Origin of the sequence: Streptomyces sp. SudanB182_2057, from assembly GCF_964272715.1 — a bacterium.
GTDB classification, from domain to species: Bacteria; Actinomycetota; Actinomycetes; order Streptomycetales; family Streptomycetaceae; genus Streptomyces; species Streptomyces rubradiris.
Genome location: NZ_OZ186798.1, coordinates 5804352 through 5821700, shown reverse-complemented (window position 1 = coordinate 5821700; position 17349 = coordinate 5804352). Strand labels below are relative to the sequence as shown.

18 protein-coding genes are annotated in these 17349 nt (G+C 73.7%); 8 read left to right on the top strand and 10 right to left on the bottom strand.

The features are described from left to right. Positions 1-7: 7 nt before the first annotated feature. Positions 8-751: a zinc ribbon domain-containing protein gene (locus ACSURM_RS25740; RefSeq protein WP_436961185.1), complete on the bottom strand. Its 744-nt coding sequence runs from the start codon at positions 749-751 to the stop codon at positions 8-10. Between the two features lie 17 nt (positions 752-768). Then, positions 769-1605, bottom strand: coding sequence for a Nif3-like dinuclear metal center hexameric protein (locus ACSURM_RS25735; protein ID WP_436958123.1), 837 nt, complete (start codon positions 1603-1605; stop codon positions 769-771). A 188-nt stretch (positions 1606-1793) separates the two neighbouring features. Here ACSURM_RS25735 and ACSURM_RS25730 point away from each other — a divergent pair, with 188 nt between their 5' ends. Together ACSURM_RS25730 and ACSURM_RS25725 are read left to right on the top strand one after the other, a co-directional pair. Next, on the top strand, positions 1794-3116 hold the full coding sequence (locus ACSURM_RS25730; protein WP_436958122.1) for a hypothetical protein: 1323 nt from the start codon (positions 1794-1796) through the stop codon (positions 3114-3116). 95 nt (positions 3117-3211) lie between these two features. Continuing rightward, positions 3212-3370, top strand: a complete 159-nt coding sequence (locus tag ACSURM_RS25725; RefSeq protein WP_436958121.1) for a hypothetical protein — start codon at positions 3212-3214, stop codon at positions 3368-3370. Between the two features lie 73 nt (positions 3371-3443). Here the strand turns inward: ACSURM_RS25725 and ACSURM_RS25720 are convergent, their stop codons facing one another. The 3 genes from ACSURM_RS25720 to ACSURM_RS25710 all read right to left on the bottom strand — a co-directional run bounded on the left by ACSURM_RS25720 (position 3444) and on the right by ACSURM_RS25710 (position 6404). Next, complete coding sequence (locus ACSURM_RS25720) at positions 3444-4382, bottom strand: 3-oxoacyl-ACP reductase (RefSeq protein WP_436958120.1); 939 nt, start codon at positions 4380-4382, stop codon at positions 3444-3446. 12 nt (positions 4383-4394) lie between these two features. Next, positions 4395-5471 carry a Zn-dependent alcohol dehydrogenase gene (locus ACSURM_RS25715; protein WP_436958119.1) on the bottom strand — a complete coding sequence of 359 codons (1077 nt, stop codon included), beginning with the start codon at positions 5469-5471 and terminating at the stop codon, positions 4395-4397. Between the two features lie 75 nt (positions 5472-5546). Then, entirely contained in the window at positions 5547-6404 is an 858-nt protein-coding gene (locus tag ACSURM_RS25710; protein WP_436958118.1) for a MaoC/PaaZ C-terminal domain-containing protein, read from the bottom strand. A gap of 371 nt (positions 6405-6775) precedes the next feature. Here ACSURM_RS25710 and ACSURM_RS25705 point away from each other — a divergent pair, with 371 nt between their 5' ends. Next, positions 6776-8521, top strand: coding sequence for an MFS transporter (locus ACSURM_RS25705; RefSeq protein ID WP_436958117.1), 1746 nt, complete (start codon positions 6776-6778; stop codon positions 8519-8521). A 105-nt stretch (positions 8522-8626) separates the two neighbouring features. Here the strand turns inward: ACSURM_RS25705 and ACSURM_RS25700 are convergent, their stop codons facing one another. After that, positions 8627-8941 carry a cold-shock protein gene (locus ACSURM_RS25700; RefSeq protein ID WP_436958116.1) on the bottom strand — a complete coding sequence of 105 codons (315 nt, stop codon included), beginning with the start codon at positions 8939-8941 and terminating at the stop codon, positions 8627-8629. Positions 8942-9059: 118 nt separating this feature from the next. On the opposite strand from ACSURM_RS25700, the gene ACSURM_RS25695 reads away from it, so the two are divergent. From ACSURM_RS25695 to ACSURM_RS25680, 4 genes are all read left to right on the top strand, one after another. After that, positions 9060-9713 carry a class I SAM-dependent methyltransferase gene (locus ACSURM_RS25695; RefSeq protein WP_436958115.1) on the top strand — a complete coding sequence of 218 codons (654 nt, stop codon included), beginning with the start codon at positions 9060-9062 and terminating at the stop codon, positions 9711-9713. A gap of 22 nt (positions 9714-9735) precedes the next feature. Further along, positions 9736-10674, top strand: a complete 939-nt coding sequence (locus ACSURM_RS25690) for an N-acetylmuramoyl-L-alanine amidase (RefSeq protein ID WP_436958114.1) — start codon at positions 9736-9738, stop codon at positions 10672-10674. Positions 10675-10757: 83 nt separating this feature from the next. After that, positions 10758-11588 carry a hypothetical protein gene (locus ACSURM_RS25685; protein ID WP_436958113.1) on the top strand — a complete coding sequence of 277 codons (831 nt, stop codon included), beginning with the start codon at positions 10758-10760 and terminating at the stop codon, positions 11586-11588. 105 nt (positions 11589-11693) lie between these two features. Continuing rightward, positions 11694-12704 carry an LLM class F420-dependent oxidoreductase gene (locus ACSURM_RS25680; RefSeq protein WP_436958112.1) on the top strand — a complete coding sequence of 337 codons (1011 nt, stop codon included), beginning with the start codon at positions 11694-11696 and terminating at the stop codon, positions 12702-12704. Here the strand turns inward: ACSURM_RS25680 and ACSURM_RS25675 are convergent. Further along, on the bottom strand, positions 12698-13273 hold the full coding sequence (locus ACSURM_RS25675) for a hypothetical protein (RefSeq protein ID WP_436958111.1): 576 nt from the start codon (positions 13271-13273) through the stop codon (positions 12698-12700). The two genes, ACSURM_RS25680 and ACSURM_RS25675, sit on opposite strands and share 7 nt — an antisense overlap. 219 nt (positions 13274-13492) lie before the next feature. Between ACSURM_RS25675 and ACSURM_RS25670 the strand changes: the two genes are divergently transcribed. Beyond that, positions 13493-13786 carry a hypothetical protein gene (locus ACSURM_RS25670; protein ID WP_189999495.1) on the top strand — a complete coding sequence of 98 codons (294 nt, stop codon included), beginning with the start codon at positions 13493-13495 and terminating at the stop codon, positions 13784-13786. A gap of 109 nt (positions 13787-13895) precedes the next feature. Here the strand turns inward: ACSURM_RS25670 and ACSURM_RS25665 are convergent, their stop codons facing one another. From ACSURM_RS25665 to ACSURM_RS25655, 3 genes are read right to left on the bottom strand one after another with little or no spacing between them, the layout of a single operon-like run. Then, positions 13896-14966, bottom strand: coding sequence for a prenyltransferase/squalene oxidase repeat-containing protein (locus ACSURM_RS25665; protein WP_436958110.1), 1071 nt, complete (start codon positions 14964-14966; stop codon positions 13896-13898). Next, complete coding sequence (locus ACSURM_RS25660) at positions 14963-15709, bottom strand: class I SAM-dependent methyltransferase (protein WP_030789722.1); 747 nt, start codon at positions 15707-15709, stop codon at positions 14963-14965. The genes ACSURM_RS25665 and ACSURM_RS25660 overlap by 4 nt, the downstream gene beginning before the upstream one ends. Next, positions 15703-17163: a glycosyltransferase family 4 protein gene (locus tag ACSURM_RS25655; protein WP_436958109.1), complete on the bottom strand. Its 1461-nt coding sequence runs from the start codon at positions 17161-17163 to the stop codon at positions 15703-15705. Before ACSURM_RS25655 ends, ACSURM_RS25660 begins: the two co-directional genes overlap by 7 nt. Positions 17164-17349: the final 186 nt, after the last annotated feature.

Here is a 17349-nt window from a genome sequence, read left to right as displayed (position 1 = left end):
GGGTTCCTCAGATTCCCGACTCGGCCGTACGCACCAGGATGCGCCCGCAGTTCTCGCAGCGGACCACCTTGTCCCGGGCCGCCGAGCGGATCTCGTTCAGCTCGGTGATGGCCAGCTCCTGCCGGCAGCCCTGGCAGGTCCGGGCGTACAGCTTGGCCGCGCCGATGCCGCCCTGCTGGGCGCGCAGCTTGTCGTACAGCTTCATCAGGTCCTCGGGCACGGACGCGGCGACGACCTCGCGCTCCTTCGTCACCGAGGCGGCCTCGCCGTCGATCCCCTCGAACGCCGCGTCCCGGCGCCGGGTGGCATCGTCGATCTTCGCCTGCACGGAGGCGACCCGCTCGGTCAGCTCGTTCACCCGCTCCTGCGCGGCCTCGCGGCGCTCCATGACCTCAAGGACCACCTCCTCCAGGTCGCCCTGCCGCTTGGCGAGGGAGACGATCTCGTGCTGGAGGTTGGACAGGTCCTTCGGCGAGGTGACCGCGCCGGAGTCCAGCCGCTGCTGGTCGCGCGTGGCGCGCTGGCGCACCTGGTCGACGTCCTGCTCGGCCTTGGTCTGCTCGCGGGCGCAGTCGCTCTCCTCGGTCTGCGCGGCCACGAGCAGGTCGCGCAGCTGCGTGAGGTCCTTCGTCAGCGAGTCGATCTCGGCGTGCTCGGGCAGCGACTTCCGCTTGTGCGCGAGCTGCTGGAGGCGGACGTCGAGGTCCTGGACGTCGAGGAGTCGGATCTGGTCGGCGGGCGCGGCGTTCAGTTGGGGGCTCCCGTGGGCTAGAGGGTTGTCGTGGACGCCGCGTGGGCGGTCCAGGGGTCGGTGACCGTCTTGGAGACGTGGACCCGCAGGTCCCAGCCGTTGCGGTCGGAGATCTCGTCGAGCTGGCTCGCGGCCAGCTCGCACCAGGGCCACTCGGTGGCCCAGTGCGCCGCGTCGAGCAGCGCGAGGGGGCTCGTGGCCACCGCCTCGGAGGCCGGGTGGTGGCGCAGGTCCGCGGTCAGGAAGGCGTCGACGCCGGCCGCGCGGACCTGGTCGAAGAGGCTGTCGCCGGAGCCGCCGCTGACGGCGACCGTGCGGACGACGGCCTCGGGGTCGCCGGCCACCCGGATGCCCTGCGCGGTGGCGGGCAGCCGCTCGGCGGCGCGGGCGGCCAGTTCCCGGACGGTGAGCGGGTGGTCCAGCTCGCAGACCCGGCCGAGGCCCCGGCGCCCGTGCGGGTCGGTGGGGTCGGGCACGAGGGGCCGTACGACCCGCAGGTCCAGGGCGCCGGCGAGGGCGTCGGAGACACCCGGGTCGGCGGTGTCGGCGTTGGTGTGGGCGACGTGCAGCGCGATGTCGTTCTTGATCAGCGTGTGCACGACCCGGCCTTTGAAGTGGGTGGCCGCGACCGTGGTCGTACCCCGCAGGTAGAGCGGGTGGTGGGTGACCAGCAGGTCGGCGCCGAGCCGCACCGCCTCGTCGACGGTCTCCTGGACGGGGTCGACGGCGAACAGCACCCGGGTGATCTCCTGGCCGGGGTCGCCCACCACCGTGCCGACCGCGTCCCAGGACTCGGCCCGCTCGGCGGGCCACAGGTTCTCCAGCGCGGCGATGACTTCAGACAGACGGGGCACGGGCCAAGGCTACCTGGCTGTTCGGCGGGGGTGTACCGCATGCGCCCGGTCCGGCCCGGCTCAGCACACCCGTCCCGGTTTCCTCGGGTGAATCGCTTCTGCGCCACCCGTATGTGTGAAGCGGTCCTCGGCGCCCGCGCGCGCCGGAGCGCGCCGAAACTAGCGTCGTCGCCGGAGGTGACCGAACGATGACGGCCTGTGCTATCGAACCCCCGGCCACGAGCGGGGCCGACGGCGTGCCGGAGGCGGGGTGCGTGATCACGGCGGACGGCGCGTACGCGGCCCGGCTCGCGCCCGCCGGTGACTGCTGGTTCGCGGAGCGCTGGACCCTGGACGGCCCGGAGCCCTACGCGGTGCCGCTGCCCGGCACCCAGCCCGAGGAGCCGGGCACCGGGGTGCAGCCGATGGGGGACGGCCGGGTGCTGGTCCACCGGCCGTCGGGCTCGCGGCACCTGTTCTCGCTGCTGTACCCGGCCGGGCCCGGCACCGGGGAGCTGCCGCTGGGCGCGGTGGACTGCCCCGAGCCCGGCACCCGGGTGATGCTGCTGCCGCCCGCCCCGGGGGGCGCCCGGGCGTACGCCCTCGCCGCCGGGCCGCGCTCCGGCGCGGTGTGGCTGGTGGCGGGCGGGGCGTTCGGCCCCGAGCGGCTGGCCGAGGTGCCGGGGCGCTGCTCGGGCGGGGTCTGGCTGGACGGCACCGGGCGGCTGCTGGCGCTCGACCGGGAGCTGGGCGGGCGCACCAAGACGGTCGTGGTGGACCTGGAGCGGGGCGTGGTCTCGCCGCTGCTCCAGATCACGGACGACAGCGACGACCGGCTGCTGCTCGCCGACCCCGACAGCGGACTGCTGCTGATCTCCTCCGACGCTCCCTCCCCCGGGCAGGAACGATTGGGCTGGGGCGTGCTGGGCAGCGCCCTGCCGGTGCGGTTCCCGGAGTGCCTGCGGCTGCCGGACCGCGTGGTGACGCCGTTCGCGATCCAGCCCGGGCAGGTGCTGATGCCGGAGAACTGCGCGGTGGCCTTGCGCGTCGACGGCGCGTTGGGCACGTGGGTGGGCACCTGGCGGCCCGCCGAACGCCGGGTCCGCCACCTCCCGGCCCCCGAGGGCTGGCTCGCCGGGGCCGGGGTGTGGACTCCGGAGGGGGTCCTACGACTCCCGTACGCGACCCGGTCCACACCGTGCGGCGTGACCAATCTGCCGGCCGCCCGGGGCAACCCGGGACCGACGGAACCGGGCCGCGACGCAAGAACCACGGAACCGGCCCGGGCCGCGGGCACGACGCAACCGACCCGGACCGCCGGCACGGCGAACCCAGCCCGAGCCACCGCCCCGGCGCCCGGCCTCCCTGCCGCCCCACCCGGAACCAAACCCCCCGCCCCGCCCGCAACCCAACCCCCCGCCCCGCCGGGAACCCGGGCCCCCGTGCCCTCGGTGGCCCGGGTCGCCGAGCCGGTGCCGGCGCGGCCCGTGCCCCTGCAGCAGGCCCCTCTGGGCCGTCTTGTAACGAACTAGTGCCGGTTGGCGTGTGCGCCTGGATTCGGCCCGTGGTGCGCCGGTTACACTCCCCGGCTGTACCGAAGATGATGTTGACGGGGTGAATACGTCCGATGAGCGACACCAGCACGACCGAACAGCTGTCTGCCGGCTCTTCCGAGACCGCGGGCCACGGCCGGCACCGAGGCCCGGTCGCCGCCCAGGAGAGGGAGACCGCTCCGCACGGCCGGCACCGCAAGCCGGTCCAGGAAACGGCCGAGGCGGCAGCCTGACGGCAGCGAAGAGGAGGGGGCGTCCGACACCGGGCGCCCCCTTTTTTCCTTCCCCTCTTCTCTTCTCTCCTCTTCACCCGCGCTTGAGCGACAGCACCTCCGCCGCCGCGAACGTCTCCCCCGCCGGCCGCCCGGCGAAGTACGGGGTGAGCAGCGCGTCGAGTTCGTCGTAGGTGAACGTCTCCCGCTCGCTGTCGTACTTCGCCCGCACCCGGGGCCGGTCCAGCACGGCCACCATGCCGCCGTGGACGACGAACAGCCGGCCGTTGACCCCGGCGGCGGCCGGCGAGGCGAGATAGCCGACGAGCGGGGCGACGTGCTCGGGGGCGAGCGGGTCCAGCCCCTCCTGCGGCGGTCCGAAGCCCGCGAAGACGTCCTCGGTCATCCGGGTCCGGGCGCGCGGACAGATGACGTTGGCCGTGACGCCGTACTTGGCGAGGGCGAGGGCCGTGGAGGTGGTCAGGCCGACGATCCCGCCCTTGGCCGCCGCGTAGTTGGGCTGGCCGGCCGATCCGGCGAGGAACGCCTCCGAGGAGGTGTTCACGATCCGCCCGTACACCGGTTCCCCCGCCGCCTTGGACCGCTGCCGCCAGTGCGCGGAGGCGAACCGGGTGGTGTTGAAGTGCCCCTTCAGATGGACGCGGACCACCGCGTCCCACTCCTCCTCCGACATGGAGAAGACCATGCGGTCGCGCAGGATGCCGGCGTTGTTGACGAGGATGTCCAGCTTCCCGAACGCGCCGACCGCCAGTTCGACCAGCTCCCCGGCCTGCCGGAAGTCGGCGACGTCCCCGGTGTGCGCGACGGCCGTGCCGCCGGCCGCCCGGATCTCCGCCGCGACCTGCTCGGCGGGCCCCGCCGACGCGGCGCCGGAGCCGTCCCGGCCGGGCTGCCCGTAGTCGTTGACGACGACGGCCGCGCCGAGCCGGGCGAGTTCCAGCGCCTCGGCCCGGCCGAGCCCGCGCCCGGCGCCGGTGACGATCGCGGAGCGTCCCTCGAGTGGCAGTGTCATGGGCCGGCTTCCTCAGATCTCGATGCAGGTGCGCAGGGCGGTCCCGGTGCGCATCTGGTCCAGCGCCTCGTTGATCCCGGTGAGCGGCACCCGGTGGGTGATCAGGCCGGCCAGGTCGACGCGGCCGGCCCGCCACAGGGCGATCGCGCGCTCGTAGGAGCGCAGCACGTCCCCGCCGCCGTACAGGGACGGCAGGATGCGTTTCTCGTCGAAGAACAGCTCGAACATGTTCAGCCGGAGGTGGTCGTCCAGGGCGCCGGCGCCGACCACGACGAGGGTGCCGCCGCGCCGGGTGGTCTCGTAGGCGGTGCGGGCGGTGGCGGACTTGCCGACGACCTCGAAGACGTAGTCGAAGCCCTCGCCGCCGGTGATCCGCTGCTTGGCGTCGGCGAGTTCCTCGGGTGCGACGGCCCGGGTGGCGCCGAAGCGGAGGGCGGACTCGCGCCGGGAGGCGACCGGGTCCACGGCGACGATCTCGGCGGCGCCCTTGAGCCGCGCCCCCTGGACGACGGAGATGCCCACGCCCCCGCACCCGATGACGGCGACCGACGAACCGGCCGTCACGTCGGCGGTGTTGAGGGCGGCGCCGAGTCCGGTCGTCACCCCGCAGCCGATCAGCGCGGCGATGTCGAAGGGCACGTCCTCGGGGATGGGCACCGCGCAGCCGGCGTCGACGACGACCTCCTCGGCGAAGGTGCCGGTGCCCGCGAAGCCGAAGACGTCGCCGCCGGAGCGGCGGAAGTTGGGGGTACCCGCGTTCATGAACCCGGCCAGGCACAGCTGGGTCTGCCCGCGTCGGCAGGCCGGGCAGCTCCCGCAGGCCGGCAGCCAGCACAGCAGCACCCGGTCGCCGGGTTTCAGGTGCGTCACCCCGTCGCCCACGTCCACGATCTCCCCGGCGCCCTCGTGGCCGGGCACGAAGGGGGCGGGCTGGGGCAGCACCCCGTTCATCGCGGACAGGTCCGAGTGGCACAGGCCGGTGGCGCGCACCCGGATCCTGACCTTGCCGGGGCCGAAGCCCACCGCCTCGACGTCGTCGAGGACGTCCAGCTTCTCCCGGCCGATCTCGTGCAGTACGGCGGCGCGCATGCTGCGGCTCCCCTCACTGGCTGCTCAAGCGTGCGGAAACGACGGCTACTTACGGCTTTCCGGCAGTGGCACCGCTCAGGAGTGCTCCACGACCGTGTCGGCGAGCACCGGCGCGCCGTCCCGCTCCACGGCACCGGCCTCCGCCCGCACCCGGCCCTCCTCCCGCCACATCCGGATGCGCAGGGTCTCGCCCGGGAACACGACCCCGGCGAACCGGGTGCGGTAACCGCGCACGCGGGTCACGTCCCCGTCGAGCAGCGTGTCCACGACCGCCTTGAGCGTCATGCCGTAGGTGCACAGCCCGTGCAGGATGGGCCGGTCGAATCCGGCGCGCTTGGCGAAGTCGGGGTCGGCGTGCAGCGGGTTCCAGTCGCCGCTGAGGCGGTAGAGCAGGGCCTGGTCCTCGCGAATGGGGCGCTCGACGGTCCGGTCGGGGTCGCCGGCGGGCGGGTCGAGCCGGCCGGAGGGACCGCGGTCGCCGCCCCAGCCGCCCTCGCCGCGGACGAAGATCCGGGCGTCGCTGGTCCACAGCGGGCCGTCGGCGTCGGCGACCTCGGTGCGCATGACCAGGACGGCGGCCGTGCCCTTGTCGTACACGGCGGCGATCCGGCCGGTGGCGGTGGCGGTGCCCCGTACCGGCAGGGGGCGGTGGACCTCGATGCTCTGCCCGCCGTGCAGGACGCGTGCCAGGTCGACGTCGATCCCCGGCATGGACAGCCCGCTGATCACGCCGGGCGAGCCGTTGCCCGCGACGGTGGCGAAGCTCGGCAGGACGTGCAGCCGGGACTCCAGGGTGTAGCGCAGCTCGTCGGGGTCGGTGGCCGGGCGCCCGGCGCCGATGCCGAGGTGGTAGAGCTGTACGTCCTTGTGGTCCCAGCTGATCTCGCCGGTCCGGGGTGCGGCCGCGAGGGCCTGCGCTGCGTCGATGGGCATGGGGCTCCTGAAGCGGTGGCGGGGGTGCGGCGGTGGCGGGATGCCGGGGACGGTGACGGTGGCGCGGGTGGCCCAGGTCGTGGCGGAAGACCCCGGCACGGACGTCCGCACCGTCGGCCGCACCGGGGCCGCCACGAGCCGGTCCGGAACGCGCTCCAGTCCGGCTAGAACGCGTTCCAGTCCGGCGCCCTCTGTATAGCCGAGCGCTCCGCAGTTGTGAAGGCTCCCGCTCCACCCCCAGGCCAGATCTTGACGGAGGGTCAGAAACCCATGGAACGGTCAAGACTTCATTAGGGGCCCGAAGCAACGGAATAGTTGCCTGTGCATACGAGGTTTACCTGGCACTTATGACACGTGGAAGGCCTCACTCCATGACAGACACGACGACCGACCAGCCCACCCGGCAAGCGGGTGGCGCGGTGGTCCCGGTGCTCGCGTTCGCGGGCATCGTCGTCGCGGTGATGCAGACGCTGCTCGTGCCGGTCATCAAGGACCTGCCGCAGCTGCTGGACACCGCTCCCAGCGACGCCACCTGGGTCCTCACCTCCACCCTGCTGTCCGGCGCCGTGGCCACACCGATCATGGGCCGGCTCGGCGACCTGTACGGCAAGCGCCGGATGCTCGTCCTGAGCCTGGCCGTGATGGTGCTCGGCGCCCTGGTCAGCGCGGTCACCAGCGAGCTGATCACAATGATCGTCGGCCGCACCCTCCAGGGCTTCGCCATGGGCGCGATCCCGCTGGGCATCGGCCTGATGCGGGACATGCTGCCGCGCGAGCGGCTCGGCTCGGCGATGGCCCTGATGAGCTCCTCGATCGGCGTCGGCGGCGGCCTCGCGCTGCCCGCCGCGGCCCTGGTCGCCCAGCACACGAACTGGCACGCGCTGTTCTACGGCGCGGCCGGCCTCGGCGTGCTCGCCATCCTGCTCACCCTCCTGGTCGTGCCCGAGTCCCCGATGCGCGCGCGGGGCTCCTTCGACCTGGCCGGCGCGCTGGGTCTGTCCATCGGTCTGGTGCTGCTCCTGCTGCCCATCACCAAGGGCAGCGACTGGGGCTGGTCCTCGGGCACCACGCTCGGCCTGTTCGCCGCGGCCGTCGTCGTGCTGGTCCTGTGGGGCCTGTACGAGCTGCGCGTCCAGGCGCCGCTGGTCGACCTGCGCACCACCGCCCGCCCGGCGGTCCTGTTCACCAACCTCGCGTCGATCATGGTCGGCGTCGCCTTCTACGTCGTCTCGCTCGTCCTGCCCCAGCTGCTCCAGCTGCCCACCGCGACCGGGTACGGCCTCGGCCAGTCGATGGTCGTCGCGGGCCTGTGCGTGGCCCCGCTGGGCCTGACGATGATGTTCACCGCGCCGGTGTACGCGCGGCTGTCCGCCCGCTACGGCCCGAAGGTCACCCTGATCACCGGCCTGCTGATCATCGCGATCGGCTACGGCGGCGGGCTCGGCCTGATGAACGCGGCCTGGCAGACGATCGTCACGTCCGTGGTCCTCGGCGCGGGCATCGGCCTCGCCTACTCCTCGCTGCCCGCGCTGATCGTGGGCGCGGTCCCGGCGTCCGAGACCGGTGCGGCGAACGGGCTGAACACCCTGATGCGGTCCATCGGCACGTCGGTGTCGAGCGCCGTCGTCGGCATGGTGCTGGCCAACACCGCGAACAACGTCGGCGGGGTCGCGATACCGACCATGCACGGGTTCCGGGTGTCCTTCCTGATCGCCACGGCGGCGGTGGCCGTCGGCCTGCTGCTGGCGCTCTTCCTGCCGAAGAGCCCGCGACCGGCGCAGCGGCACACGCAGCTGCGGGCCAGCAGCGAGGAGGACGCCGCGCTGGAGCGGGCCGAGGAGGTGCTGCGCGGTTTCCGGGGCCGGGTGCTCGGCGCCGACGGCGCCCCGGTGGCCCGGGCGAAGGTCACGCTGATCGACCGGCGGGGGCGGCAGGCCGGGGCGACCGTCTCCGACGAGGAGGGCCGGTACGCGCTGGCCGTACCGGCACAGGGCGCGTACGTCCTCGCCGCGAAGGCCTCCGGCCACGGACCGCTCGCCTCTTCCGCGACGCATCCCGGGGAGGCGCGGACCGTCGACCTGGACCTGTCGCTGCCGGGCGAGACGGTGAGCGCGTAGGAGCCCGGAGGGCCGGGCGGTCGGGCGGTCGGGCGGTCGCAGCCGTACGGTCGCGGCGGGGCGATCGCCTGGACCGGCCGGGCGTCCGTCGCCCGGCCGGGCGCGTCAGGGCTCGTCGAACCTGATGCTCAGCTCGGACGAATAGCCGGGGCGCTCGCTGCGGTCGGACGAGCGTCGCGCTCCGGCTCCGGGCCAGACGGACACGGCGCGCCGCCGGTACCCGTCCTGTTCGGCCCGCTCGGCGGAGAAGGTGACAGACTGGCCGGCGGTCAGCTCCCGATAGCCCTCGGCCCGGACGGCCGAGAAATGCGCCCATACCCTGTCCGGGAGTGCGTCGGAAGCGAGAACGCCCCAGCCCTCCTCGCCGTGCCACTCGACCACGCGGCCGGAGAACACGTCCGCGGACGTGGTGTCAGGCATCTTTCGCATCCCCCTCGTCACACCGGCGTTCCGCCGATTCGCACCCCCTGTCCCCCGCCCGGCCGAGCGTGCGGCAGCATAAGCGGGGTTCGGACAATCGTACGGTCGAGAGGAACCCATGGCCCCCGCCACGCCCAAGCCCGAGATCCTGGCCGCGTTCGAGGCGGCCAAGGGGTTCATGCCCGTGGACGAGGGGCTCGCCCTGTACGCGGCGGCGGTGGCGGCGGGGCGGCTCGGACTGCCGTTGCTGGAGGTCGGGACCTACTGCGGGCGCTCCACGATCCTGCTGGCCGACGCGGCCCGGCAGGCCGGGGTCACCGCGCTGACCGTCGACCACCACCGGGGCAGCGAGGAGCAGCAGCCCGGCTGGGACTACCACGACCCGGAGACGGTCGACCCCGAGATCGGGCTGATGGACACGCTGCCGCTGTTCCGCCGCACCCTGCACCGGGCGGGGCTGGAGGAGCACGTCGTCGCCCTGGTCGGCCGCTCCCCGCAGATCGCGGCGCTCTGGAGCTCCCCGCTCGGCCTCGTGTTCATCGACGGCGGCCACACGGACGAACACGCCGGCGCCGACTACGCGGGCTGGGCCCCGCATGTCGCCGAGGGCGGCCTGCTGGTCATCCACGACGTCTTCCCGCACCCCGAGGACGAGTTCACGGGCCAGGCACCCTACCGGGTGTACCTGCGCGCCCTGGATTCCGGGGCGTTCACCGAGGTCGGCGCCACGGGCTCGCTGCGCGTGCTGCGGCGTGCGGGGGCGGGAAGCTGAGGCCCCGGTTAGAGTCGCAGACGTGTCGTACACAGGCCCGGAATTCGAATCCCCGCAGCCCCGCCGGCCCCGGCGCGGCCCGCTGACCGTGGCGCTCGCCGCGCTGGTGCCCGGCGCCCTGCTCGGCTGGGGGGCGTACGAGACGCTGGGCGACGGCGGTTCGGACGGCGCGGCGCGCACGGCCGCCACGTCCGCCTCCCGTCCGGTCTCCTCCGCTCCCGCCCCGGCGGCCTCCCGGGGCGACGACGGCAAGGAGTCCGGCTCGCCCTCCGGCCGCTCCGGTGCGCTCCGGGGGAAGGTCGTCGTCGTCGACCCCGGGCACAACCCGGGCAACTTCCGGCACCCGGCGGAGATCAACCGCCAGGTGGACATCGGCACCAACTCCAAGGAGTGCGACACCACCGGTACGTCCACCAACGACGGTTATACGGAGGCGTCGTTCTCACTCGACCTGGCGCACCGGCTGCGCAACCTGCTGGAGCGGGAGGGCGCCACGGTGAAGCTGACCCACGACGGCGACAGCCCGCCCTGGGGGCCGTGCGTGGACGAGCGGGCCCGGTTCGGCAACGCCGCGCACGCGGACGCGGCGATCTCGCTGCACGCCGACGGCTCCGCCGCCGGTGACCACGGCTTCCACGTCATCCTGCCGGGGTCGGTGCACGCCGGTGCGGCGGACACCCGTCCCATCGTCGGCCCCTCGCGCGAGCTGGGGGTGCGGATCGCGGACACCTACCACCGCGCGACCGGCGAGCCGCCCGCCAACTACGTCGGGGACGGCACCGGCCTGGTCACGCGGACGGACCTGGGTGGTCTCAATCTGTCAACGGTTCCCAAGGTGTTCATCGAATGCGGCAACATGCGCGATGACACGGACGCGGCCATGCTGACCAGCGGAACCTGGCGGCAGCGTGCGGCGCAAGGGATCTCTGAGGGAATCGTGAGTTTCCTGCGCGTTTCGTGACCGGCGGCCATAACCGGCCGGACATCCCGTTCTGGCGGACGGTAGGGTCTACCGACGACGAGACGACCTACGAAGGACCTGAAGTGAATATCCGCTCCCTCACTAGAGGCGACGGCGTGGTGATCGGAGCAGCGGTGGTGCTGTTCATCGCGTCGTTCCTCGACAACTACTCGTACGACGGACTGCCCGACAGCGTCGAGCTGCCGAACCTCTGGGAGAGCGGACCGGTCCTGCTCGGCGTCGTACTGGCGGGCATCATCGGCGCGGCGCTCATCGTCGTGAACCGTGGCCTGCCGCAGCCCCGGAAGATCGCGGGTCTGGAACTCGGCGCGTTCGGCGTGGCGTTCGCGGTCTTCGCCGCGTGGAGCGCGCTGGGCAACATCATCGACCCCATCGGCGGTCTGGACAACATCGGCGAGGGCGGCGACCGTTCCCCCGACGCCGGCACGGGGCTGATCCTCGCCCTGATCGCCACCCTGGTGATGGCCGCCGCCGCCATCGCCACCCCGCTCGTCCCCGCCCTCCAGGCGTCCCTGATCCCGGCCCCGAAGCCGCCGGCCCCGCAGCCCTACGGCGCCCAGCCGCCCGGTGGTTACGGCTACCCGGGCGCCCAGCCGCAGCAGCCGTACGGTGCCCAGCCGCAGCCGGGCCAGCCGTACGGGCAGCAGCCGCAGCCGGCCGCGCAGGGCGCCCCGGCCGCGCAGCCGCCGGCCGCGGACTTCTCGCCGTTCTGGTTCGCCGTGCCGGTGACCCGTCCGCTGTTCGCGGAGGACGGCTCGGGCGGCCAGATCGCCGAACTGGCGCCGGGCACCTGGTACCTGGCCGTCGAGCAGCGCGGTGCCGCGCTGGTCGCGCAGACCCAGGACGGCCGTCGTGGCGTGCTCCAGGACACCTCCGGCATCCAGCGCGGCTGACCCCTGGTCCCGCAGCACACCGGCCCCTCGCCCTTCCGGGTGGGGGGCCGTTGTCGTACAGTCGCCTCCCGGCTGGTAGCTGACGGTTCGTCAGGAGGCAGGCGCATGCGGCTCGGTCTGGCACTCGGCTACTGGGGACGCGGCCCGGACGCCGGCCATGTGCCGCTGGCCCAGGAGGCGGAACGGCTCGGCTACGACTCGGTGTGGACGGCGGAGTCCTGGGGCTCGGACGCGTTCACCCCGCTGGCCTGGATCGCCGCGCACACCTCCCGGATCCGGCTGGGCACGGCGGTGGCCCAGATGGCCGCCCGTTCCCCGGCCGCCACCGCGATGCACGCGCTCACCCTGGACCACCTCTCCGGCGGCCGCCTCCTGCTCGGGCTGGGGCTGTCCGGGCCGCAGGTGGTGGAGGGCTGGTACGGGCGCCCGTTCCCGAAGTCGCCGCTCACCGCGACCCGGGAGTACGTGGACGTCGTACGGCAGGTGCTGCGCCGCGAGGCGCCGGTGGAGCTGGACGGCCGGTTCCACGCCCTGCCCTACCGGGGCCCGGGCGCGACCGGCCTCGGCAGGCCGCTCAAGTCCGTCACCCACCCCCTGCGCCCCCGCCTGCCCGTCCTGCTCGGCGCCGAGGGGCCCCGGAACGTCGCCCAGACCGTCGGCATCGCCGACGGCTGGCTGCCGCTGTACTGGGCGCCGGGCCGGCCGGAGGTCTACGGGGACGTGGTGCGCGAGTTGCCCGAGGGGTTCCTGGTGGCGGCGATGGCCCGGGTGAAGGTGTGCGACGACGTGGCCGAGGGACTGCTCCCGGTCAAGGCCATGCTCGGCTTCTACATCGGCGGGATGGGGCACGCGGCCCGCAACTTCCACGCCGATCTGATGGCCCGCATGGGCTACGAGGCCGAGGCCCGGCGGATTCAGGAGCTGTTCCTCGCCGGGCGCCGCGAGGAGGCCGTGCGGGCCGTGCCGGACGCCTTCGCGGACGAGATCTCCCTCGTCGGCCCGCGCGCCCGCGTCGCCGAGCGGCTCCAGGCGTGGCGCGCGGGCCCGGTGACGGACCTGCTGGCCCTGTCCCCGGACCCGCACACCCTGCGCGTACTGGCCGAGCTGAACTACTGACCCTTCGTCAACTCCGCCGCCGTGGGCACCTGTTCCTTCACCGGTGCGCCCGCGCTGCTGCCCGCGTTCTTGATCTGGCCGATGATGTCGTCGAACGGTCCGGCCGCGCTGTCGTCGCCCTTGCGCAGCTTGCTCGCCAGGCCCTTCAGGGACTCGATGCCGGCGCCCAGCGGGGCGAGTGCCTTGGAGAGCGTCGGGTCGCCCTGGGCGTTGCGCTGGGCGGCCTTGAGCCGGTTGTAGGCGAACAGTCCGGCGGCGCTCGCCTTGATCAGGGCGAGCCTGCGGCCCTTGGTGCCCTTCTTGAACTTGCCGGCCTTCCAGGGCTTGACGATCCACTGGTAGGTCGCGCCGGCGGCGAGGCCCGCGTTCGCCACGAACCGGGTCTTGGCGAACTTCTGGTGTTCGGCGGAGGTGCTGGGGCTGGGGGTGTCGGCGGCGGGCACGGCCTGGGCCGCCGCCGAGGTGTTCTTCGTGCTGCTCTGCCCGCCGCTTCCGCAGGCGGTGGCACCGGCCACCAGGGCACAGCACAGGGTGAGCGCCACGATCAGGCGCCGTATCGGTACGGGCACGGGGTCCTCCCGACGTGTCCTCCCCGAGCGGTCTGGTTCCTCCGGCAGGTTCGCCCGGGGCGGGCGGATGCGCCACTCGGGGGACGCCGTCCGGGGGGACGCGCCCGGGGGATGCCCGTGGGGGCGCGGTCGCCGTCCGGGACGGGTCGGGGGCGTCTCCGGGGCGCGTCGGGGGCGTTTCAGGGGTTACAGGGCCCGCGGTGCGGCAATCCGGAGAGTATGTCCACTCGATATCGCAACGGTGCGAACCAGGCCGGACGGGTCGTGGCGATCGTCGCCGACCTCGCCGCGCTGATCCTCGGCCTGTGGATTCTGATGTACCTGCTGGAGGCGAACCGGGGCAACGACCTGGTCCGCTTCGTGCACGACGCGGCCTCCTGGCTGGCGGGGTGGTCGCACGACCTGTTCACCTTCGACGAGGCATGGGCCCGCGTGGTCGCCGGGTACGGCCTGGCCGCCGTGGTCTATCTGTTCGCCGGCCACGCGATAGCTCGCCGAATACACCGGCACTGAGCGGTGTGCCCGGTGCGGGCGCGGGTGCCGGTTCCGCCGCGCGTGCCGGTACGGGTGCCTGTGCAGGTGCCTGTGCCGGCACCGGCGCGGGTGCCGGCGCCGGCGTCGGTCAGGCGCAGCAGTCCGGGTCCAGGCCGGCCGGCAGGTGCTCGCCGCCGAAGACCGCGCAGGTGGCCTCGTGGCCGCCCAGCGCGGCCACGGCCAGCAGCAGCGAGCCCGCCGTCCAGGTGGTCAGCTCACGGGGCCAGATCGCGTCGTCCTCGAAGACGTAGCCCGTCCAGTACAGGCCGGTCGCGGGGTCGCGCAGGTGCTGGATGGACTGGAGGATCTCCAGGGCCCGGTCGGACTCGCCGACCGCCCACAGGGCCAGCGCGAGTTCGCTGGACTCGCCGCCGGTCACCCAGGGGTTGGGCACCACGCAGCGCACGCCGAGGCCGGGCACGACGAACCGGTCCCAGCCCGCCTCGATCCGGGCCTTGGCCTCCGCTCCGGTCAGGGCACCGCCGAGGACCGGGTAGTACCAGTCCATCGAGTAGCGGTCCTTGTCCAGGAAGCGCTCGGGGTGCCGGCGGATCGCGTGCCGCAGCGCCCCGGCGGCCAGCTCCCAGTCCGGCTGCGGCTCCTCGCGCTGCTCGGCGATGGCGAGCGCGCAGCGCAGCGCGTGGTGGACGGAGGAGCTGCCGGTGAGCAGGGCGTCGGCGGTGGGCGTGCCGTCGTCCTCGCGCCGCCAGCCGATCTGCCCGCCGGGCTGCTGGAGCCGCAGCACCCACTCGACGGCCGCGTAGACGGCCGGCCACATCCGGTCCAGGAAGGTGTCGTCCCCCGTGGAGAGGTAGTGGTGCCAGACGCCGACGGCTATGTAGGCGACGAAGTTGGACTCGCGGGCCCGGTCGGTGATGTCGTCGTGGGCGCCGTCGGCGTAGGCGGCGTACCAGGAGCCGTCCTCGTTCTGGTGCCGGGCCAGCCAGGTGTAGGCGCGCTCGGCGGCCTCGTGCTCGCCGGCCGCGTCCAGGGCCATGGCGGCCTCGGTGTGGTCCCAGGGGTCGAGGTGGTGTCCGCGGAACCACGGGATGGCGCCGTCCTCCCGCTGCCCGGCGAGGATGCCGGCGACGGTCGCGGCGGCCTGCTCGGCGGTGAGGACCCCGGGCAGGACGAGGTGTTCTGTCCGGGGCGTGGTCACCTGGCGTCCGCCTCTGCGCCGAGCGAGGGGAGGTGCGGCTTGGTCGCGTAGACCACGAAGCTCTTGCCGATCAGCGGGTTGAGCGCCTGTTCGGCGAGCCGGGTGGCGAACGGCTTCTTCATGATGTCCCAGACCAGCAGCTTGTGGTACGCGCGCACCGGCAGCGCCTTGTCGTTGTCGACGCCGAAGGCGCACTTCAGCCACCAGTAGGGGGCGTGCAGGGCGTGGGCGTGGTGGCTGCCGTACGGCTTCAGGCCCGCCTCGCGGAGCTTGCCGGTCAGCTCGTCGGCCTTGTAGATGCGGATGTGGCCGCCCTCGACCTCGTGGTAGGCGTCGGACAGGGCCCAGCAGACCTTCTCGGGGCCGTAGCGCGGCACGGTGACGGCGATCCGGCCGCCGGGCTTGAGCACGCGGACCATCTCGGCGAGCACGCCCTTGTCGTCGGGGATGTGCTCCATCACCTCGGAGATGATGACGACGTCGAAGGACTCGTCGGGGAACGGCAGGGCGAGTGCGTCGCCCTCCATGGCGGTGGCGGTGGCGCCCTCGGGGGCCTCACCGGCCTCCTTCATCGCCGCGAACCACTTGGCGACCTCGCGGATCTCCTCGCCGTTGCGGTCCACGGCCACGACCCGGGCGCCGCGCCGGTAGCACTCGAAGGCGTGCCGGCCGGCCCCGCAGCCGAGGTCCAGGACGCGGTCGCCCGGGGCGAGCGGGAACCGGGAGAAGTCGACGGTCAGCACGTGGCCCTGCTTTCGGAGGAGACGCTGGTGTCACTCGTGGGGGTCGCGGACGGGGCGCTCGCCGGGGCGGCGGCGGTGGGGGTGTCCCCGCGCGGGCCGGTCGCGGCCCGGGGGCGGCCCGGGGCCGCGGGTCGGGCGGGGCCGCCCGCGCGGGCGGCGCGGGCGATGGCCTCGCGGTAGTGGGCCACGGTGCCCTCGGCGGCGCGGGCCCAGGTGAAGTTCGCCAGCACCCGGTCGCGGCCCGCCGCGCCGAGCCGCGCCCGCAGCCCGGGGTCGCCGAGCAGCCGGTTCAGCGCGGCGGCCAGCGCGTCCGCGTCGCCGGGCGGTACGGCCAGGCAGGTGTCGCCGTCGCGGCCGGCGACCTCGGGGATCGCGCCGCCGGTGGTGGCGACCAGCGGGGTGCCGGTGGCCATGGCCTCGGCGGCGGGCAGCGAGAAGCCCTCGTAGAGGGAGGGCACGCAGGCCACCTCGGCGGAGCGGATCAGGTCGACCAGCTCGGCGTCGGAGATGCCCTTGACGAAGTCGACGGCGCCCGCGAGGCCGTAGCGCTCGATCGCCTGGGCGACCGGGCCCTCGGCGGGGCGCTTGCCGACGACGACGAGGTGGGCGGCGGGGTGCTCGGCGCGCACCTTGGCGAGCGCCTCCACGAGGAACACCAGCCCCTTGAGCGGCACATCGGCGCTGGAGGTGGTGACGATCCGGCCCGGCACCTCGGCGACGGCGGGATTCGGCGCGAACAGGTCGGTGTCGGCGCCGATGTGGACGACATGGACCCGGTCGCGGCGGACCCCGAGGTGGTCCACGATCTCCTGGCGGGAGCTGCCGGAGACGGTGAGGACGGTGGGCAGCCGGCGGGCGACGCGCTTCTGCATCCGGGTGAAGGCGTACCAGCGGCGCACCGAGTAGCGGCGCTGCCAGGTCTCGGCCGCGTCCAGCTCCAGCCGCCGGTCCACGGTGATGGGGTGGTGGACGGTGGTGACGAGGGGGGCGCCGATGTCGCCGAGCAGGCCGTAGCCGAGGGTCTGGTTGTCGTGGACGACGTCGAACTCGCCGCGCCGGGCGCGCAGGTGGTGGCGGGCGCGCAGCGAGAAGGTCAGCGGCTCGGGGAAGCCGCCGGTCCACATGGTGGCGACTTCGAGGGCGTCGACCCAGTCCCGGTACTCGTCCCGCTTGGGGGTGCGGAAGGGGTCGGGCTGGCGGTAGAGGTCGAGGCTGGGCAGCTCGGTGAGGGTGAGGTTCGGGTAGCCCTCGTCCAGCACGGGGTACGGCTGGGAGCCGATGACCTCCACGCGGTGCCCGAGGCGGGCCAGTTCGCGCGAGAGGTGCCGTACGTAGACGCCCTGTCCCCCGCAGAACGGGTTCCCCTTGTAGGTGAGGAGCGCGATGTCGAGCGGTCGCCCCCCGTCGGCAGCGGGCTCCTGGTCGGCACCCGCTTCCCGGGCCTCAGCGGTCACTCCGTGCCCCCTTCTGCCTGCACTGTCCCGCGAGACTACGACGGGACGCTAATCTAGAACAAGTTTCAGACTTGATCGTTCAAGAGGCTCCGAATCTACCGGCAGGTAGGGGCGCTGTGAGCAGTGGATCGGGTGATTCGCGCCACGGCGCGCGCCCCTGCCATGCTGGCTGATCACGAGCCCTAC